This window comes from Hymenobacter cheonanensis (assembly GCF_030581075.1).
GTDB lineage: Bacteria > Bacteroidota > Bacteroidia > Cytophagales > Hymenobacteraceae > Hymenobacter.
On record NZ_JAUQSW010000001.1, the window covers coordinates 103,303 to 121,533 of the forward strand.

General features: G+C 63.7%; 19 protein-coding genes. 12 read left to right on the forward strand and 7 right to left on the reverse strand.

Features of this window, described 5'->3' with window-relative positions; all coding sequences use genetic code 11:
• Positions 1 to 7: 7 nt before the first annotated feature.
• A complete protein-coding gene (locus tag Q5H89_RS00500) occupies positions 8 to 517 on the reverse strand; it encodes a D-glycero-alpha-D-manno-heptose-1,7-bisphosphate 7-phosphatase (protein ID WP_305017322.1) in 510 nt (169 codons plus the stop codon).
• Between the two features lie 100 nt (positions 518 to 617).
• On the opposite strand from Q5H89_RS00500, the gene hemG reads away from it, so the two are divergent.
• The 7 genes from hemG (at position 618) to Q5H89_RS00535 (ending at position 7,660) form a co-directional block, all read left to right on the forward strand.
• Complete coding sequence (hemG, locus tag Q5H89_RS00505; protein ID WP_305017323.1) at positions 618 to 1,967, forward strand: protoporphyrinogen oxidase; 1,350 nt, start codon at positions 618 to 620, stop codon at positions 1,965 to 1,967.
• A 91-nt stretch (positions 1,968 to 2,058) separates the two neighbouring features.
• The gene (locus Q5H89_RS00510) at positions 2,059 to 2,841 is read left to right on the forward strand and encodes a polyprenol monophosphomannose synthase (protein WP_305017324.1); all 783 of its coding nucleotides are present in this window, start codon (positions 2,059 to 2,061) and stop codon (positions 2,839 to 2,841) included.
• A gap of 113 nt (positions 2,842 to 2,954) precedes the next feature.
• Positions 2,955 to 3,896 (forward strand): TerC family protein, encoded by a 942-nt coding sequence (locus Q5H89_RS00515; RefSeq protein WP_305017325.1) that lies wholly within the window; start codon positions 2,955 to 2,957, stop codon positions 3,894 to 3,896.
• Between the two features lie 72 nt (positions 3,897 to 3,968).
• Positions 3,969 to 4,925, forward strand: a complete 957-nt coding sequence (gene egtD, locus Q5H89_RS00520) for an L-histidine N(alpha)-methyltransferase (RefSeq protein ID WP_305017326.1) — start codon at positions 3,969 to 3,971, stop codon at positions 4,923 to 4,925.
• Between the two features lie 160 nt (positions 4,926 to 5,085).
• Entirely contained in the window at positions 5,086 to 6,492 is a 1,407-nt protein-coding gene (locus Q5H89_RS00525) for an MATE family efflux transporter (protein ID WP_305017327.1), read from the forward strand.
• A gap of 103 nt (positions 6,493 to 6,595) precedes the next feature.
• Positions 6,596 to 7,159, forward strand: a complete 564-nt coding sequence (locus Q5H89_RS00530) for a DUF922 domain-containing protein (protein ID WP_305017328.1) — start codon at positions 6,596 to 6,598, stop codon at positions 7,157 to 7,159.
• Positions 7,160 to 7,327: 168 nt separating this feature from the next.
• Positions 7,328 to 7,660, forward strand: a complete 333-nt coding sequence (locus Q5H89_RS00535; protein WP_305017329.1) for a tRNA-binding protein — start codon at positions 7,328 to 7,330, stop codon at positions 7,658 to 7,660.
• 21 nt (positions 7,661 to 7,681) lie between these two features.
• Here the strand turns inward: Q5H89_RS00535 and Q5H89_RS00540 are convergent, their stop codons facing one another.
• On the reverse strand, positions 7,682 to 8,059 hold the full coding sequence (locus Q5H89_RS00540) for a DUF4296 domain-containing protein (RefSeq protein WP_305017330.1): 378 nt from the start codon (positions 8,057 to 8,059) through the stop codon (positions 7,682 to 7,684).
• 45 nt (positions 8,060 to 8,104) lie between these two features.
• On the opposite strand from Q5H89_RS00540, the gene Q5H89_RS00545 reads away from it, so the two are divergent.
• The 3 genes from Q5H89_RS00545 to Q5H89_RS00555 all read left to right on the forward strand — a co-directional run bounded on the left by Q5H89_RS00545 (position 8,105) and on the right by Q5H89_RS00555 (position 10,762).
• Positions 8,105 to 9,019, forward strand: coding sequence for a DUF58 domain-containing protein (locus tag Q5H89_RS00545; RefSeq protein WP_305017331.1), 915 nt, complete (start codon positions 8,105 to 8,107; stop codon positions 9,017 to 9,019).
• 6 nt (positions 9,020 to 9,025) lie between these two features.
• The gene (locus Q5H89_RS00550) at positions 9,026 to 9,973 is read left to right on the forward strand and encodes a hypothetical protein (protein ID WP_305017332.1); all 948 of its coding nucleotides are present in this window, start codon (positions 9,026 to 9,028) and stop codon (positions 9,971 to 9,973) included.
• 93 nt (positions 9,974 to 10,066) lie between these two features.
• Positions 10,067 to 10,762, forward strand: a complete 696-nt coding sequence (locus tag Q5H89_RS00555; RefSeq protein WP_305017333.1) for an SIR2 family NAD-dependent protein deacylase — start codon at positions 10,067 to 10,069, stop codon at positions 10,760 to 10,762.
• Positions 10,763 to 10,780: 18 nt separating this feature from the next.
• On the opposite strand, the gene Q5H89_RS00560 is transcribed toward Q5H89_RS00555, so the two are convergent.
• On the reverse strand, positions 10,781 to 11,476 hold the full coding sequence (locus Q5H89_RS00560) for a TIGR02117 family protein (RefSeq protein ID WP_305017334.1): 696 nt from the start codon (positions 11,474 to 11,476) through the stop codon (positions 10,781 to 10,783).
• 62 nt (positions 11,477 to 11,538) lie between these two features.
• Here Q5H89_RS00560 and Q5H89_RS00565 point away from each other — a divergent pair, with 62 nt between their 5' ends.
• Entirely contained in the window at positions 11,539 to 11,952 is a 414-nt protein-coding gene (locus Q5H89_RS00565; RefSeq protein WP_305017335.1) for a hypothetical protein, read from the forward strand.
• A 23-nt stretch (positions 11,953 to 11,975) separates the two neighbouring features.
• Here Q5H89_RS00565 and Q5H89_RS00570 read toward each other — a convergent pair whose 3' ends face one another.
• Positions 11,976 to 13,004: an SMP-30/gluconolactonase/LRE family protein gene (locus Q5H89_RS00570; RefSeq protein WP_305017336.1), complete on the reverse strand. Its 1,029-nt coding sequence runs from the start codon at positions 13,002 to 13,004 to the stop codon at positions 11,976 to 11,978.
• Between the two features lie 220 nt (positions 13,005 to 13,224).
• Between Q5H89_RS00570 and Q5H89_RS00575 the strand changes: the two genes are divergently transcribed.
• Positions 13,225 to 14,280, forward strand: a complete 1,056-nt coding sequence (locus Q5H89_RS00575; protein ID WP_305017337.1) for an SMP-30/gluconolactonase/LRE family protein — start codon at positions 13,225 to 13,227, stop codon at positions 14,278 to 14,280.
• Between the two features lie 142 nt (positions 14,281 to 14,422).
• Here the strand turns inward: Q5H89_RS00575 and Q5H89_RS00580 are convergent, their stop codons facing one another.
• The 3 genes from Q5H89_RS00580 to Q5H89_RS00590 all read right to left on the reverse strand — a co-directional run bounded on the left by Q5H89_RS00580 (position 14,423) and on the right by Q5H89_RS00590 (position 18,143).
• On the reverse strand, positions 14,423 to 15,412 hold the full coding sequence (locus Q5H89_RS00580) for an aldo/keto reductase (protein WP_305017338.1): 990 nt from the start codon (positions 15,410 to 15,412) through the stop codon (positions 14,423 to 14,425).
• A 112-nt stretch (positions 15,413 to 15,524) separates the two neighbouring features.
• Positions 15,525 to 17,561, reverse strand: coding sequence for a WG repeat-containing protein (locus Q5H89_RS00585; protein WP_305017339.1), 2,037 nt, complete (start codon positions 17,559 to 17,561; stop codon positions 15,525 to 15,527).
• A gap of 93 nt (positions 17,562 to 17,654) precedes the next feature.
• Positions 17,655 to 18,143: a DUF6799 domain-containing protein gene (locus Q5H89_RS00590; RefSeq protein WP_305017340.1), complete on the reverse strand. Its 489-nt coding sequence runs from the start codon at positions 18,141 to 18,143 to the stop codon at positions 17,655 to 17,657.
• Positions 18,144 to 18,231 lie beyond the last annotated feature (88 nt).

Sequence of the window (18,231 nt, forward strand, 5' to 3'; positions counted from 1 at the left end):
GAGTAGCCTAACCAGCGCGCAGAATAAGCTCGGTAGCGGCTTGTAAGTCAGCCACTCGCGGCGCGTAATCGACGGGCTCGGAATGGCCTACCAAAATGCCGGGAACCCGTAGCCGGGCGCCAGCTTCTAGGTCGCGGGCGCGGTCGCCCACGAGCCAACAGCGGGCCGGGTCGAGGCGAAAGCGAGCCACGGCTTTTTCGAGCATCCCGGAGTCGGGCTTGCGGAAAATAGACTCGCTGACGGACGGATGGTTTTCCGAAAAATAGAGCGCATCGAGCTGATGGCCACAGGCTTGCTGCAACAGCTCGTGGCAGGCCAGCACCTCGGCGCGGGTGTAGAGGCCCTTGGCGATACCGGCCTGGTTGGTGACCACGATGAGGTAGTAGCCGGCGGCCTTGAGGCGGGCCAGGCTAGCGGGCACGCCGGGGCAGATGCGGAAGCGCTCGGGCGTCCAGACATAGTCGCCCATTTCCTCGTTCAGCACGCCGTCGCGGTCCAGAAAAACTGCTTGATTCATTATACTTAGCGCTTAGCTATCAGCTGCCTGCTGATAGCTTGCCGCCTGAATTATCAAACAAAGCTATTGGCCAGCCCCCAATGGCTGCCTGTTACAACGTATGCGCATTGCCATTATCGGCGGCGGCCTCACGGGCCTCACGCTGGCTTACTACTTACAAAAGGCGGGCGTGGCCTACGACCTGCTGGAGGCTAGCCCCCGGCCGGGCGGCAACCTGCTCTCGCCCCAGGCGCCCACGGGCTATCAGCTCGAAGCCGGCCCCAACTCGCTGCTACTGAGCCCCGAGCTGGAAGAGCTGCTGACCGAGCTAGGCCTGGCCGATGCCATTCAGGAGGCGGCTCCCGTGAGCCAGCACCGCTACGTGCTGCGCGGCGGCCAGTACCGGGCGCTGCCCGGCTCGCCCCCGGCGCTGCTGGCCAGTAATTTTTTCAGTCTGAAAACCAAGCTGCGATTGCTGGCCGAGCTGCTGCGCCGCCCCGCGCCGCCCGTGCCGGGCGAAACGGTGGCGGCGTTTTTTGCGCGGCACTTCGGGCCCGAGGTGGTGCAGTACGCCGTGAACCCGTTTGTGGCGGGCATTTACGCCGGCGACCCGGCCGAGCTGCTGCTGTCGCTCACGTTTCCGCAGCTAGCGGCGCTGGAGGCACAATACGGCTCGCTGCTGCGCGGGCTGGCCAAGGGTCCGCGCACGGGCCGCCGCCGCACCATCACGCTGCGCGGGGGCGTGCAGGCGCTTACCGATGCGCTGGCGGCCCGGCTAGGCTACTACCAGGCGGAGCAGGCAGTGTCGGCTGTCAGCCGGCTAGCCGATGGCACTTATCATCTCACCGTCAACAAGCAACAGTCCGCCACTACTTACTCGCACCTGGCGCTGGCACTGCCGGCTTATGCCGCCGCTGGCCTGCTGCGGCCCCACTTCCCGGCCGCGGCCGCGGCGCTGGCGGCCGTGCGCTACCCGCCCATGACGCTCGTGTACTCGGCCTACGACCAGGCAGCCGTGGCGCACCCCCTAGTGGGTTTTGGGGCGCTGAACCCGCGGGTGGAGGGCACGTATTCGGCCGGCTCCATCTGGACCAGCTCGCTGTTCCCAGACCGGGTGCCGGCGGGCCAGGTGCTGTTTACCAGCTTTGTGGGCGGGGCGCAGTTTGCGGCCCAGGCCCAGGAGCCCGAGGGCGCGCAGCTGGCCGCCGTGCACCAGGAGCTGAGCCGGCTCTACGGCATCAGCGGGGCGCCGCGCTGGCAGGGGCGCTACTACTGGCCCCGGAGCATTCCGCAGTTCGACCAGCACCTGGCGGCTGCTAGGGCCGCCGTAGCGCCCCTGGCGGCCCAGGGCATTGTGGCCGTGGCCAACTGGCAGGCCGGCGTGAGCGTGCCCGACTGCGTGAAGCACGCCCGCCAGCTAGCCCAGGACCTGGCGGCGAAAAACGGGCACGCAGAAGCAGCAAGGAGCTAACCAGCGCTTTCAATTGCCGCCTCCAAATTCTTCCTTCCAAATTCCAACTTGCCGCGCAACCCTATCAGCGCACGCCTTATCTTTGCCTGCGATGAGTAATACGGCCGCCGGATTAGTTTTAATTCCGACGTACAATGAGCGGGAAAATGTGGAGCTTATTATTCGGGCCGTGTTTGCGCTGCCGAAGACTTTCCACGTCCTCATTATTGACGACGGCTCGCCCGACGGTACGGGGGCGATAGCGCGTGGCCTGCTGCCGGAGTTTAGCGGGCGGCTGTTTTTGGAAGAGCGCAGTGGCAAGCAGGGGTTGGGCACCGCCTACATCTTTGGCTTTCGCTGGGCCTTGGCCCGGGGCTATGAGTATGTGTTTGAGATGGACGCCGATTTCTCGCACAACCCCCAAGACCTAATACGTCTGCACGAAGCCTGCGCCGTGCAGGGCTACGACCTGGCCATCGGCTCGCGCTACAGCGATGGCGTGAACGTGGTAAACTGGCCCATGAGCCGGGTATTGATGTCGTATTTCGCCTCCAAATACGTGCGCCTCATCACGGGCATGCCCATTCATGATGCCACGGCGGGCTTCAAATGCTACTCGGCCCGGGTGCTGCGCGCCATTGACCTTAGCCGCATTCACTTCGTGGGCTACGCCTTTCAGATTGAGATGAAGTGGCTGGCTTACCGCCTTGGTTTCCGCATCAAGGAGGTGCCCATCATCTTCACCGACCGCACCCGGGGGCAGTCCAAGATGTCGAAGGGCATTTTCAAGGAAGCCCTGTTTGGAGTGGTGCAAATGAAGGCCAGCAGCTGGATTCATCCGCCGCGCCGCCTCGACGAGGCGCCCCGGGGCCAGCCCAGCCTCAGCGCTGGCTAGCCCGGCGTGCTGGCTGCTTCGGCTTGCCATTTAGCAGCTAGCCCCATCGCGGGTAAGCTAAAGCTTACCCTGCGTGCTGGTTTTCCGTATCTGAGGGTGCACAACGCCGCCGGATGGAAAACACGCCCCTGTTCTGGATTTTATTTAACTTGTTCGTAATCGGGCTTTTGCTGCTCGATTTGCTCGTTTTCAACCGCCGGGCGCACGTCATCAAGCTGGGCGAGGCGCTGGGCTGGAGCGCCTTCTGGATAACGCTTTCGCTGAGCTTTAATTATCTCGTGTACCGCACCATGGGCCACGAGGCGGGCCTGCAATGGCTGACGGGCTACCTCATCGAGAAGGCCCTGAGCGTGGATAACCTGTTCGTGTTTCTGCTCATTTTCACCTACTTTAAGGTGCCGGCCGAGTATCAGCACCGCATTTTATTCTGGGGCGTGCTGGGGGCGCTGGTGTTGCGCGGCATCTTCATTCTGGCCGGAGCGGCACTGCTGGCAAAGTTTCACTTTTTGCTGTATGTGCTAGGGGCTTTCCTGGTGTATACGGGTGTGCGGATGGCGCTGAGCGGCGACGGCGACCCCGAAATTGACCCTGATAACAACCCCGTGGTGCGGTTTCTGAGCCGGCGCCTGCCCATTACGCGGCAGCTCGACGGGGGTAAGTTTTTTACCCGGCGCGACGGCCTGCGCTTTGCCACGCCGCTGCTGGTGGTGCTGGTAATGGTAGAAACCACCGACGTAGTTTTTGCCGCCGATTCCATCCCGGCCATCCTCGCCGTATCGCGCAATACGTTTGTGGTGTACACCTCCAACGTGTTTGCCCTCTTAGGTTTGCGGGCGCTGTACTTTGCCCTGGCTAGCCTCATGACGCTCTTTCACTACCTGCACTACGGGCTGGCGCTTATCCTCGTCTTTATCGGCGGCAAGCTGCTGGCGGAGGATATTTTGCGCGACCGCTTTAACCTGGAGCTGCCCGTGCCGGTTTCGCTAAGCATCGTGGGGGTGCTGCTGCTGGGCTCGGTAGCCGCGTCGCTGCTGTGGCCCAAAAAGGCTGCCTAGTGGGCGGCTAACCATTCGCTTCACTCCCACCCCACCACCCAGGCTGCGCCTTCACAATCGCTTATCCCTATTTTGAATCACCTCGCCCAACACCTGGCCCAGGGCTTTAGCCAAACGCCGAAGACCTTGTCGTCCAAATACTTTTACGATGCCACCGGCAGCCGCCTGTTTCAGCAGATAATGGCGCTGCCCGAATATTACCCCACCCGCACCGAGCTGGCTATTTTCGAGGCGCAGGGCGCGGCCATTGGGCGGGCGCTGGCCGCGGGGGCTGCCGCTGGCCAGCCGCTGGCCGTAGTGGAGCTAGGGGCTGGTGATGGCCTGAAAACCAAGATTTTGCTGCGCGCGCTGCTAGTCCAGCCGGCCACCCTTACCTACGTGCCGGTCGATATCTCGCCTTCGGCTATTGCCGAACTTACCGCCTCGCTGCACGCCGAGCTGCCCAACCTACCCACCGAGCCGCTGGCTGCCGAATACTCGGCGGCGCTGGCCACGCTAGCCACCCGGCCGGGCGCCAAGGCGGTGCTGTTTCTGGGTTCCAACATCGGCAATTTTACGCCCGACGAGCAGGTGGTTTTTCTGCGCGAGCTGGCCCAGCCGCTCACCCCGGCCGACCGCCTGCTGGTGGGTTTCGACCTGCGCAAAGACCCCCGGCGCATTCGGGCGGCCTATGACGACGCGCAGGGCATCACGGCCGAGTTCAACTACAACCTGCTGCGGCGCTTGAATGCCGAGGCCGGCGCTGATTTTCAGCTCGATGCCTGGCAGCATTTTCCCGATTACGAGCCCAGCACCGGCGCCATGCGCTCGTGGCTGGTGAGCCGCCGCGCCCAAACCGTGCGCGTGGCCGCGCTACCCGGCCAAATCTTCGAAATTGCCGCCTGGGAGGCCATTCACACCGAAAGCTCCTACAAATTCACCCTGCCCCAAATAGCCGGGCTAGCCACCGCCGCCGGCCTGCGGGTGGTCGAAATTTTCCAGGACGAGGCCGGCGACTTTGCCGACGTGGTTCTGGCCGTGGCCGAATAAGGGCGTAATTTTGTAGGAGCATAAAGCCACAACGGACCGTCATACTGAGCTTGCCGAAGCATCTTGCCCATCCTACTAGGGTTCTTACCCTAACGATGCGGGCAAGATGCTTCGGCAAGCTCAGCATGACGGTTTTTATTTCTACCTAACAGTTATCCTCGTGAAATCCCACCTTCGCCCTACTATTCTCCTGGCCTACCCCGTCGTGCTCAGCCAGCTCGGCCACATCCTGGTGAGCGTGTGCGACTCGGTGATGGTGGGCCAGACGGGCAAGCTGCCGCTGGCCGCCGTGAGCGTGGGCGTGAGCACCACTACCGTGCTCATGGTGCTGGGCCTGGGCCTGAGCATGGGCGCCGTGCCGCGCGTGGCCGCTGCCAACGGCCGGGGCGACGACAACGCGCTGGGCCACCTGCTGGTGGGCACCATCTGGCTCAATACCCTGGTGGGCGTGCTGCTGGCCGGCCTAAGCCAGCTGCTGCCGCTGCTGATGCCGCACCTGCACCAGGCGCCCGAGGTGGTGGCGCTGGCCACGCCCTGGGTGCGCGTGGTGGGCCTGTCGCTGCTGCCGCTGATGGTGTTTCAGGGCTTTCGCGAGTGGGCCGAGGGGCTGGGGCTCACGCGCCAGGCCATGCAGCTCTCCATTTTGGGCAACGTGGTGAATGCCCTGCTGTGCTACGCCTTGATATTCGGGCACTTCGGCGCGCCTGCCATGGGGCTGATGGGTGCCGCCTGGGCCACGCTCATTGCCCGCATCATCATGGCGCTACTGATGGCGCAGTTTGTACTGCGCGCCGAAAAACTGCAAGCCAAGCGCCCGGCCGAGGCCGCTACCTGGCTGCGGCCGGGGCTAGCCGAGCTGCGCGGGCAGCTGGCGCTGGGCCTGCCCATTGGGGTGCAAATGATGTTTGAGGTGGGCGCCTTTGCCGCCTCGGCCCTGATGATGGGCTGGCTGGGCGTAGCCACCCAGGCCGCCCACCAGATTGCCATCAACGTGGCCTCGGTTACGTATATGGCGGCCAGCGGCATTGCGGCGGCGGCGACCATTCGGGTGGGTAACCTGCGCGGCAGCGGCGACTTGGCCGGGGCGCGGCAGGCGGGCTTCGCGGCCTACTGGCTGGCCTTTGCCTTCATGGGTACGATGGGGCTGCTGCTGATAGTGTTGCGCCACCTCATTCCTACTTTTTACAACACCGACCCGACGGTAATTGCCCAGGCAGCCACGCTGCTGGCCATCGCGGCGGCCTTCCAAGTGTCCGATGGCTTGCAGGTAGTGGGGCTAGGAGCCTTGCGCGGGCTGGAAGATGTGAAAGTGCCTTCGGTGGTGGCGCTGCTGGCCTATTGGGCCATTGCGCTGCCGCTCGGCTACGGCCTGGGCTTCGGGCTGAAGATGGGTGCGCCGGGCATCTGGCTAGGGCTGCTCACGGGCCTGAGCATTGTGGCGGGCGTGCTGCTGCTGCGCTTCCGGGCCCAGAGCGCGCCCGGCCACCAGCCGCCCGGCGCCCCGGGCCCGGCTTCGCAAGTGGTTGATGCTGAAGAGATGGTGCTGCTGGGCCAGCCCGCTGGCTAGCCGCCGGAACTCAGAGCGGGCGCTTGGTTGTCCGGTTGCTGGGCCACGCACTTCCGCAAGGTGGGGCGCGGGGCCTTCCTCCTGACTTTTTGCCTTTTTTCTGATGCCTATTTCCTGGTGGAAGCTACTGGCTTTCTTACTAATTGGGGCCGGGCCGGCCGTGGCCCAGCGCGTACCATTGCCGCCCGGCGCCATCCGCTGGTCGGCCAGCCGGCCGCTCACGGTGGCCGATTTTAAGGGCCGCCCCAAAACGGCGCAGGGCCACGCCGCCCTCACGTCGGCCAACATCAACACCGGCGCCACCTGCCGCAACAACGTGTTTGCCGGCACGGCGCAGGCCAGCTTCGACCCGGCCAGCTCGTGGGTGCGCGAGCCCGCTACCATCACGCCGGCCCTGTTGCGCCACGAGCAGTTGCACTTCGATATTGCCGAAGTGTATGCCCGGCGCCTGCGCCAGCAGCTGGCGGCTATGCACGTGAGCTGCAGCCAGCTAGGCTCGGCTTTCGACCGCGTGAGCCAGGCCGCCTACACCGCCTGGCAGCAGGCCGAAGACACCTACGACCGCGACACCAACCACGGCCTGCTGCACGAGCGCCAGGCCCAGTGGGAAGCCCAGGTGCGCCAGCAATTGCAGGAGCTAGCCGCCTTTGCCGAAAAGGATGCGTGAGTGATTGTTTCAACAACGTTCGTCATGCTGAGCTTGCCGAAGCATCTTGCCTGCACCGCTAGGGGGCCGCTCAGCAGAGATGCTTCGGCAAGCTCAGCATGACAAACGTTATTTTTAGTGACTCCTTCAATAGCTTCGGGGTGGAAAACGAATAAGTATTTCTCAACTATGCTTTCCTGGACCGAATTTGAGCAGGTAGACATCCGCGTGGGCACCATCGTGGAGGCGCACGAGTTTCCGGCGGCTCGCCGCCCGGCCTACCAATTGCTGCTCGACTTTGGCCCCGAAATAGGCTTGAAAAAGTCGAGCGCACAGCTTACCCATCACTACACCCCCGACGCGCTGCTAGGCCGCCAGGTGCTGGCCGTGGTCAATTTTCCGCCCAAGCAAATTGGGCCGTTTCGCTCCGAGGTGCTGGTGCTGGGCGCCCCCGACGCCGAGGGCCACACGGTGCTGGCCGCCGTGGCCGCGCCGGTGCCCAATGGCAGCCGCCTGCACTAGGCCGGTGCGTGCCTAGTAGCCCTAGTGGTGCGGCGGCAGGGGCTTGGTGCCCATCTTTTTTTCGCGGGCAGCCAGCGAGTCGATAACGGTGGCGTAGATGCCATCGAGGTCCTTGCCATTCATGGCGTAGTAGCGGTAGCTGTGCTCGAAAGTTGAGTCCGACTCTTTCAGCTTATGCTGCCACAGCACATCGCGGTGCATAATCTGGAACAGGGCGCGGGCCGAATCGGGCGAAAGGCGGCTCGACTCGATGCGTGATTCGAGCAGGTGAAACTCGATGAGCAAGGCAGTAATTTCTTCCTTCGAGAGCAAGTTGGGCGGGGGCAGCACCTGCTCGGGGCGGGCGCAACTGGCGGCGGCCAGCAGCAGGCCCGCGCTTAGCACTAATTGAGTCAGCATCGATTTCACGTTCAAAAATAACCCTGCGCCGTAGCTTCGCCCCGTATGCCGCCCGCCGCCAGCCCCGCTTCTGCCCTGCCCGCCAGCCTCACGGCGCTGGTGCGCCGCCTGCGCCACCTCGAAATACGGATGCGCCAGGCGGTGGAAGCCCAGCTACAAGGCAATTTCGGGTCCGTGTTTCGGGGTAACGGGCTGGAGTTTGACGACGTGCGCCTGTACCAATACGGCGACGAGGTGCGGGCCATCGACTGGGCCGTGAGCAGCAAGGGCCACGGCACGTTTGTAAAAACCTACAAGGAAGAGCGCGAGCAGCAAGTGTTGGTTGCACTCGATGTGAGCGCCTCGCAGCGCGTGGGGCTAGCGGCGGCAGGCAGCCAGTGCAAGCTCGACCTGGGCCGCGACCTGGCCGGGGTGCTGGCCCTCTCGGCCGCCCGCCAGGATTCGGCGCTCGGCCTGCTCGCTTTTTCCGACCAAAAAGAGCTGTACCTGCCCCCCGCCAAGGGCCTGCGCCCGGCCTACGCCCTGCTGCAACGCCTGTATGACCTGCGCCCGGTTTCCACGCACACGAGCCTGAGCACGGGCATCCGGCAGCTGCTAGGCCTGGTGAAGCGCCGCAGCCTGGTGGTGCTCATCTCCGACTTTATCGACGACAATTATGAGCGCGAGCTGACCATGCTAGCCCGGCAGCACGACCTGGTGGTGGTGCAGCTGCTGGCCCCGCAGGAGGTGGCGTTTCCGGCGCTGGGCATAGTGCCGCTGCGCGATGCCGAAACCGGCCTGCGCCGCTGGGTCGATACGTCGGCGCCGGCCTTCCGGGCGCAGTATGCTGCCCAAACCCAGGCCCGGCAGGAGGCGCTGCGCACGCTCTGCCGCCGCCAGCGCGTGGGCCTGCTCACGCTGCGCACCGATGAGGATTTTGTGCCACAACTAGTGGGGCTGTTTCGGCAGCGCCGGGGCTAGCGGGCTATGGGGCAGTCATTTGCATACATTCGCTTTGCCCGCCGCCTGGGTTTCGCAGTGGGGCTACTGAGCCTTGCAGCACGCGCCTCGGCGGCCAACGTGGGCGGCACGGCCGGGCCGGTGGGTCGGTTTTCGCGGGCCGTGGTAGAAGTAGGTCAGCCCTTCGACTACGTGCTGAGCTACGCCCACGACCCGGCCGAGGAAGTCGTTTTTCCCGATTCGCTGGCCTCGTTTGGCACATTTGAGTACGCGGGGCGGCGCTGGCTGCCCACCCGCACTACCAATGGCCGCAGCCTCGACCAGGTGGTATACCACCTGCGCACGTTTTCGCTGGCCCCGGTGCAGCCGCTGCAGCTGCCGGTGCTGCTGCTGCGTGGCGGCACCGATACCCTGCGCCTGCTGCCCCCGGTGGCCCAAGTGCGGCTGCACCGGCTGGCGCCTGCTTTGCTCAGTTCCGATGCGGCTAGCCCGCCCCCGCTGCGCACGCAGTACGAGGCGCTGACGCTGGCGCCGGCTTTCAACTACCCGTTCTGGCTGGCAGGGCTGGCGGGCGGGCTAGCCCTGGCCGGCGGCGCCTGGGCGCTCTATGGCCGGCGCTGGCGGCAGCGCTACGGCCGCTACAAGCGCCGCAAAAACCACGTGTACTTCCTCACGCAGTTTGCCCGCAATGCCGAGCGCTTCACGCTCTCGCGCTCGGCGGCGGTGGTCGAGCGCACGGTGGTGCTCTGGAAAAATTACTTATCCAGCCTGGAAGAAACCAACCTCAACTCGCTTACTACCAAGGAGCTGACTGAGCATTTTCACAACGACGAAGACGTGCGCCGCGCCCTGCGGGCCACCGACCGCGTGGTGTATGGCAACCTGCTGAGCGAAGATGCGCAGGAGGTTGATGCCGCCTTTCAGCGCCTGCGCGACTTTGCCGAGCGGCAATATGAGGTGGTGGCGGGCAGCTAGCACGAAAAGCGGGCGGGCGGCGGCATGACGCGCGTAGCCTTGCCTGTTCATACGCCATCATCAGTCATTTTTCACTAGTTATTCTCCGCAAAAATGCCTCACCTCGTAGTTCTTACCGGCGCCGGCGTATCGGCCGAAAGCGGCATCCGCACCTTCCGCGACACCAATGGGCTGTGGGAGGAGCACCGCATCGAGGACGTGGCCACGCCCGAGGCCTTCGCCCGCAACCCGGCCCTAGTGCTCGATTTTTACAACAAGCGCCGCGCCCAGGCCCGCGAGGTGCAGCCCAATGCCGCGCACCTGGCCCTGGCCGGCTTCGAGGAAGTGCCGGGCTGGACGGTGAGCATCATCACCCAAAACGTGGACGACCTGCACGAGCGCGCCGGCTCAAGCCAGGTGCTGCACTTGCACGGTATGCTGCGCCAAATGCGCTCGGTGAAGAATGAGGACGCGGTTTTTGACTGCCCCGGCGACATTGTGGTGGGCGACCTGGCCCCCGACGGCGGCCAGTTGCGCCCGCACATCGTGTGGTTTGGCGAGATGGTGCCCGCCATCGAAGAAGCCGCCGAAACCGTAGCTACGGCCGATGCGCTGCTCGTGGTAGGCACCTCCTTGCAGGTGTACCCGGCGGCGGGGCTGCTGCACTACGCCCCGGCCGGCTGCCCGGTCTACGTCATCGACCCGCACCAGCCCGAAGTGAGCGGCCGTCACGGCGTGCGCTACGTGGTGGAGCCGGCCAGCGTAGGCGTACCGCAGGTATTGAAAGAGCTAGCAGCCAGCAAGTACTAACGGCTAAGGGGCTGACCGCTACTTCCGATACTGATACAGAATGCCCGTATCAAATGGCGTCCAGAGGCTGGCTTTTTGGCCGCTGATTTTCAGGCCCCGGTTGGCCCAGGTGTTGCAGGTATTGAGTACGCTGTAGCGGCTATTGGCCTCGTAAAAGGCATCGTGGTCGGCGTAGCTGTGGCCCGGAATCCAATTGAAGTTGCCGGCAGCATCGCGCTGAAAGCTCTTTTGGATATACGCTATCAGGGCGCGGTACTGGGTGGGCGTGAGGCGCAGCGGCACGCACTGGGGGCTAGCCACGAGGTCGGCTTCGTGGTAATAGGTGGTGTGCATGAGCGTGGTACTCAGCCAGAAGCCCGCCCGGATGGCAGTGCGGGGCTTAAGCTCGGCCCAGGTGGGTGTTTCGAGGTAAAAGCCCTTGTCGCCCCAGCCGATGCCCACGAAATGATACGTCGTATCGTTGGCCTGCGTATTGGAAAAAGGCAACTGCTGGCTCCAGTCGATAAAGCTGCTCTTTACGGGCACTACCAGGTCGGTATGCACGCCGTTGGAATGAATGAAAAACGGTACCGTGGCGGGCTCGGTAGTGGGCGCGGCGGCCACCGGAATGCGCGAGAGCACCTGCGCCACGCCCCAGTACAGGGCCGTGGCACCCACTACTACCCCAACCGAGTACGCGGTTACTTTTACGATTTTTCGCAGAACGGACGCCATACGGGAGAGTTAATTTTACGGGCTAGTACGCAATTCTGCCAAAAATAACCCGCACCGTTTCCATGTCGTCGCTGCCCGAAGAAGAAGTCTACGCCATTCCGGCCAAATACCGGCAGATGGAAAATACGCACATCCTGTTCTGGCTCGTGAAGGATATCAGCTGGTGCATGGTGTGGAAAACGCTGGGCATCCTGATGATAGCGCCCACGCTGGGCATTGCGCTCGTTATTGCCTGGCGCACCCGCGCCCTCAAGTCGGAGCTGGCGCACAACCTGGCCATCGTGTTCTGGATTTCGGCCAACTCGTACTGGATGCTCAGCGAGTTTTTCGGCTTTGATACCGTGCGCATCGGCACCCTCACCGATGGCAAGCACCTGGCTATCATTCCGTTTGGCATTGGGCTAGCCATACTGGCCTACTACTACCTGGTGCAAAAGCCCCGCGAAACCAAGGCCACCCAGGTAGCTACGCTGTAGCACCCCTAGCCAGGCAGCCGGGCCTACTTGCCCGGCACGCCCGGCGCCAGCGTGCGCAGGCGGCACACAAAAGTGGTGGCCATGAGGTAGAGCGAGTGCCCATCGTCGCCCCAGGCGCAGTTCGATACCACCTCGCCGGGGTCAACGGTGGCTAGCAGCCGGCCCTGCGGCGAAATAATGAGCAGCCCGCCAAAGCCGGCGGCGTACACATTGCCGGCCTGGTCTACCTTCAGGCCATCGGGCACTTCCTTGAAGCGGGCGCGGGGCAGCCTGGTCATGTCAAAAAACGGCCGGGGCTTGCTCAGGCGGCCATTTTTGCCCACCTCATACGCCAGGATGAGCGGGCGCAGCGAGTCGGCATTGGAAATGTATAGCGTGCGGCCATCGGGGCTGAAAGCCAGGCCGTTGGCAAAGGGCACGTCGGTTACCTCGGCGGTTAGCTGCCCATCGGCGGCGCGCCGGAACACGCCCGTATAAGGAAGTTCGCGCCCCGGGTCCTGCGCCTGCCGGGGCAGCCCGAAGGGCGGGTCGGTGAAGTAAATGGCTCCGTCGGGCGCCCGCACCACGTCGTTGGGGCTGTTGTAGCGCTTGCCCTCAAAGTTATCGGTTAGCGTGCGCTTGCCACTCTTTTTGCTCAGGGAGAGGCTAGCCAGCCGGCGGTCGCCGTGCTCGCAGATGAGCAGGTTGCCGCGCTCATCAAGGGCCAGGCCGTTGCTGCCCGGCTCCTTGCTGTAGGGCAGGCGCCCGGTGTAGCCGCTGCTTTTCAAAAACGTAGAGCTGCCACCCGCCGCCTTCCAGCGGTAAATAGTTTGCGAAGGCGTATCTGAAAACAGCAGCATGCTGCTGTCGGGCACCCACAGCGGCCCCTCAATGTGCGAGTAGCCGGAGGCTACTACCTCAAGCTGCGCCCCGGGGGCTAGCACCTGGTCGAGGGCCGGGGCCTGCCGCGCAATGCGGCCGGTGGTGAGGTAGCGGGGGGGCGCCTGCGCTGCTGCTGGGCCCACGCCCAGCCCAGGCGCTAGCCCCAGAAATAAGAAAATAGTCATTCGCATGGCGCAGAAGAAAGCGCGAGCCCGGGCGGCTCGGTGGTTCTGGTGCGTACCGCCGGTTCGGCCCGAAGGTTGCGAGCCGCTGGTCAACGCCCGGCCAGCCAGTTTTCTGAGCCAACTCTGTATGAAAACTGACCGTAGGCAGGCACAGCCGGCGGCCAGGTGCCCGGGCACAATCTTTATGCTGCTTCGTCATTTACTCGTTTTTCCCTGCCTGTTGCTTATGCTGGCCGCTGCCGCTCAAGACCTTAAGATTCCGTTGGAGGAAGTGGCGCAGGTAGGCCGCTACCAGCCCATCGGGGTGGGCGTTTCGCACAAGGGTCGCATTTTCATGACTTTTCCGAAGAAGAAAAACGACCAGAATTATTCTTTTGATTATAGCTTGGTGGAGTTGGTTAATGGCCAGCGTATCCCCTATCCCAACGCCCTCCTGAACCAGTGGGACTCGACGCAGGCCGCCACCCGCTTCGTAAATGTGCAGGCCGCCGTGGTCGATGCCGACGACAACCTGTGGGTGCTCGACCCGAGCAATCCCGACGACCAGGCACCCGTTATTGCTGGCATTAAGCTCTTGAAAATCAATTTGACTACGAACAAAGTTGAGCGCACCTACCGCTTCGAGGACCTGCCCCGCGAGCGCACCGCCCTCAACGATGTGCGCATCGACACGCAGCGCCAGCTAGCCTACCTTTCCGACCCCATGCTGGCCGCCCTCGTGGTGCTCGACCTGCGCACCGGCAAAAGCCGCATTGTGCTGCAAGGCGACAAATCGACGGCCGCCGAGCCGGGCTTCGTACTGCGCCTCGATGGCCAGGAGGTAAAGGACAAAACCGGCAAGCCCTTCAGCAGCAACGTAAACGGCATTGCCCTGACCCACGATTTCAAGTACTTTTACTTTCGGGCTATCAACCAGACCAAGCTCTACCGCATTGAGGCCCGGTACCTTGCCGACCCGGCCCTGGCGCCCGCCACCCTGGCCAGCCACGTCGAAACCGTGGGCGAAACCGGCGTGAGCCACGGCATGCTGGCCGACAACGATGGCAACATCTACCTCTCCGATTCGCCCAACTACGCCATTCGGCGCGTGACGCCCGCCGGCCGCTTCGAAACCCTGGTGCACGACCCGCGCCTGAGCTGGCCCGATACCTTCGCGCTAGGCCCCGACGGCTATCTCTACCTCACGGCCACCCAGATAAACCGCGCCCCCAAGTACCACGGCGGCCAGAGCAAAGTAGATTACCCGTTTCGGTTGTACCGCCTGAAACTGCCAGCTAATTAACAATCAGCTAGCTCATTAACCTTATTAAATGTCATGCTGAGCTTGCCGAAGCATCTTGCCAGAATTGTTGAATTAGTAATCCTATCGATTCTGGGAAGATGCTTCGGCAAGCTCAGCATGACGTTCGTTTAATTTGCACTGCCTACCACAACTGGTGCACCTGCGGCCGAATCATGCGGTCGTAGATGCCGCGTACTGCCCCTAGCTGCTCGGCGGTGAGAGCGGGCACTTCTTCGGTTTTGAGGTTAGAGAGCAGTTGCTCGGGCCGCGAAGCCCCTGGAATGATGCAGCTTACTTCAGGAAACATCAGTATCCAGCGCAGGGCTAGCGGCGCCAACTCGGGCTGGCCGGGGAATATTTTTTTCAGCTCCTCCACGGCGGCTAGCCCGGTGTTGTAATCCACCCCCGAGAAAGTTTCGCCTTTGTCGAACGCCTCACCGTTGCGGTTGAAATTGCGGTGGTCGTCCTTATCGAAATGGGTTTGGGCCGAGAACTTGCCGGTGAGCAGGCCACTGGCCAGCGGCACGCGCACAATAATACCCACGTTGCGCCACTGCGCTTCCTTGAAAAGCAGCTCCGCCGGCCGCTGGCGGAATATATTGAAAATCACCTGTAGCGTAGTCACGTTCGGGTACTCAATGGCTTTCAGGCCTTCCTCTACCTTCTCCACGCTTACACCCAGGTTCTGAATTTTGCCCTCCTGCTTAAGTCGGTCGAACAGCTCGAAGATTTCGGGGCGGTAGTACACTTCCGTGGGCGGGCAGTGCAGCTGCACCAGGTCGAGGGTATCAAGCTGCATGTTGCGCAGGCTGTCCTCCACGAAGCCACGTAGGGCGGCGGGCTGGTAGGCCTCGGCGGTGTGGGGCTGCAGGCGCCGGCCGCACTTGGTGGCCACGTAAATGCGCTCGCCGGCGCGGCTGCGCACGAGGCGACCCACGGCTTTTTCGCTTTCGCCGTCGCCGTACACATCGGCCGTGTCAATGAAATTGATGCCCGCGTCCACGGCGGCATTCAGGATGTGGTCGGCATTGCTGTGGCTGAAGGGCTCGCCCCACTTGCCGCCCACCTGCCAGGTGCCGAGGCTGATTTCAGAAATAGAGAAGCCGGTTTTGCCGAGCGTGCGGTGGTTCATAGGAAGTAGAAAAGGTGAAGTGTGCTGCGCTTCCTAACCCATATTTTGCCCTTGGGTTGCAGCTACCCGGCATTTTTCTGGCTGCCTGCTTCCGCGCGCGCCAGGCTAGCAGTTATTTAATTTCGGCACCGTCTTTATCGATGAAAAAACTCCGGCCGTTTTGCGTCACGCGGGCTCTGCCCCCGGCAAAGTCGGCGGCTAGTTGGTAGCGCCCAAAGGGCTTGGTGCCCCGGCTAGGGTCGTCGAGATATTCGGGCGTGATGTAGGTATAGCCATCGGGCAGCTTCACCCGCGCCAAGCCATCAACAAACGCATAGGCCTCGGCAAAAATAACGGGCTTTTCGGGCTCCGTGGGGCCACTGATGTAGTGCCAGCCCCGGTGGTCGAGCACAGCGGCGCGGCCTTCGGCAAAGTCCAAGGCGTTGAAATAGTACGTATCAAATTCCTGCCCCTGCTGGTCGATAAACGTGTAAGTATCGCCTACGCGGGCGCGGGCATACTCGCCGGCATAGGGGTTTAGGGCATCGTAAACCGGCGCAATTACTTCTTTCCCATCGTCGTTGATAAAACCATACGCGCCATTTTTTGCCACGATGGCCCGGCCCGCCTGAAACGGGCCAGCCGCCGTAAACTGCGCCGCAATGACAGGCCGCCCCTTGGCATCGGCAAAGCCCCAGCGCCCATCTTGCTGAAAGGGCACCGGCGCATCGGCGCCTAGCTGGCTTAGCACCCAGGTAATCAGCCCCACCCCCACCACTAGCCCGGCCGCCACCCGCCGCCGCCTGCCCTGCTGTAGCCACGCCCACAGGCACTTAGCCTGCAACGAAACGGCCGCCATTAGCACGGCCCATCGGGCTGCCCAGGCGGGCCGGCTAGCCGCCATAGCGGCCCAAAGAACCGCCCCACGCGCTGGTGCTGGCCTAGCGGCCACCGGCGGCACAGCCGCTCGTGACGGCGCGGTGGCCGGCGCAGGCGTCGGCATTGGCACCTCCGAGACGGGCGCGCCTGAAGCTGCTGGGCCTACCGGGGCGGCGGCCTTCGGCGCCGCCGCCTGCACACTGAGGCGTTCGATAAGCTGGCTTAGCTGCTGAATTTTGGCATCCAGCTGTTGATTGCGGGCCGCCGCTTCGGCTTGCGACGTCTGCATGGCTGCTTCTTGAGCGGCTTTTTCGCGGTTTTCGGCGGCCAGGCGGGCTTCGAGCTGGGCAGCTTCGGGGGCCACGGCCGGGGCCTGGGCCAACTCGGCGCGCAGCTGCGCAATGCTGCGCTCGCGCTCGTTTTCGCGGGCCTCCATGCGGCGAAGCTGGGCAGCTACTTCGGCCTGCATTTGCTGGCGCAGCTGCTCTAGCTGCTGCTTTTCCTCGCGGCGGGCCTCGGCGGCGGCACTAGGGTCATAGCCATAGGGCGGGTCTTCGTCGGGAATATCGGCGGCCCCTAGCCAGCCCCACAGTTGCCGGGCCTTTTGGGTTAGAAAGTCGGCGGCGTTGGCCGGGGCAGCGGCACCGGCCGGCGCTGCCTGGTAAGCCGCGGCCTCCGGGTCCGGGGGTTCTGCCAGCTCGCTCACCGCAGCAGGGGTATTGCCTGGCGGCGGCGCCCCAACGGCCCCAAGCAGCGCCGCCCACTCTGCCAGGTCTTCGGCGCTCAAGTCAATTTCGGGGGTAGCGAGCTGGGCCAGGCGGCGGGGCAGGTCGGCTACATTGGCCAGCAGCTGAAAGCCGTTGGCCTGGGCGCTGTTGAGGGCCGGCTCCACATCGGGCCCAAACGCGACGGGCGCCCCAAACACCACCATGCCGGTGATAAAGCGCAGGTTGGCCTGCTCCGGCGTGAGGCGGGGGGCCAGCCACGCTTCCAGCGCGGCCTTTTGCTGCACAAATTGCTCAAAAGGATTATCGCACCCCGCTGCCCCGGGCAGCGGCTTGCCAGCTAGCAGCCACGCGCCGTAGCCCAGCGCCGGCGTACTCAGCCGCCCACCTTGCGGCACCAGCACCAGCAGCGTGATGCCGTGGGGCCGCAGCACCACCGCATCGAGCGGCGCCTCGGCAGCGGCAACCACCAAGCCGCCTACCAGCACCGAATCGGGGCCGGCGGGCTGGGCCTGCAACGCCGCTTTTACCGCCTCAAACAGCTGCCGGCGAGCAGGCGTAGCCAAATAATTTGTAAGGGCACTATAAACCATACGCGCAAAAACACTCACTCAATAACCTTCCCCCGCTGGCAGCCGGGCGGGCAAACCGCTCGCCAGCTAGTCGTCGCCCTCCTCCTTCCAGTGGCCTTTGGCTTTGCCATGGCCCTTGCCGTGGTGCTTTTTCCACTTCTTACCGTTGAAAAAATAGCCCCTTTCCGCACTGCCCGGGCCAAATAGGGCCTCCAAAACCGAAGGGGCGGCCCGCCTGGGCACAGGCCGGGCCGGGGCCGCTGGGCTAGCCAGGGCCAGCGCGCCAGCGGCCGACGTGCGCACCGCTACCGGCCGGCCCCGCAGGTCGCAGCCTTGGCCTTCGCGCAGCTCAGTACGCTGCCCACTGGCCGCGATAATAAAGCCGTCTTTCGTAACCACAGCGCCCGTGGGCAAGCGCGCATCGTGGGTCATGGGGCGAGGCTGGCCATTGCGCACCACCTGCATCTGGCCGTTGCGGCGCTGAAAGCCGTCGTTGTTGGGGGGCTGCTGCGCGCAGGCCAGCCGGCCCAGCGGTAGCAACAGGCAGGCTAGCCCCGCCACCCGAAGAGTAGGCAAAAGCATAAAAAGAAAAATCGACTAGCGGCGCTGCCCGGCAAAAAGCGCGCCCATACTGCTGCCTAATACGATAAACCGGCGGCTAGGC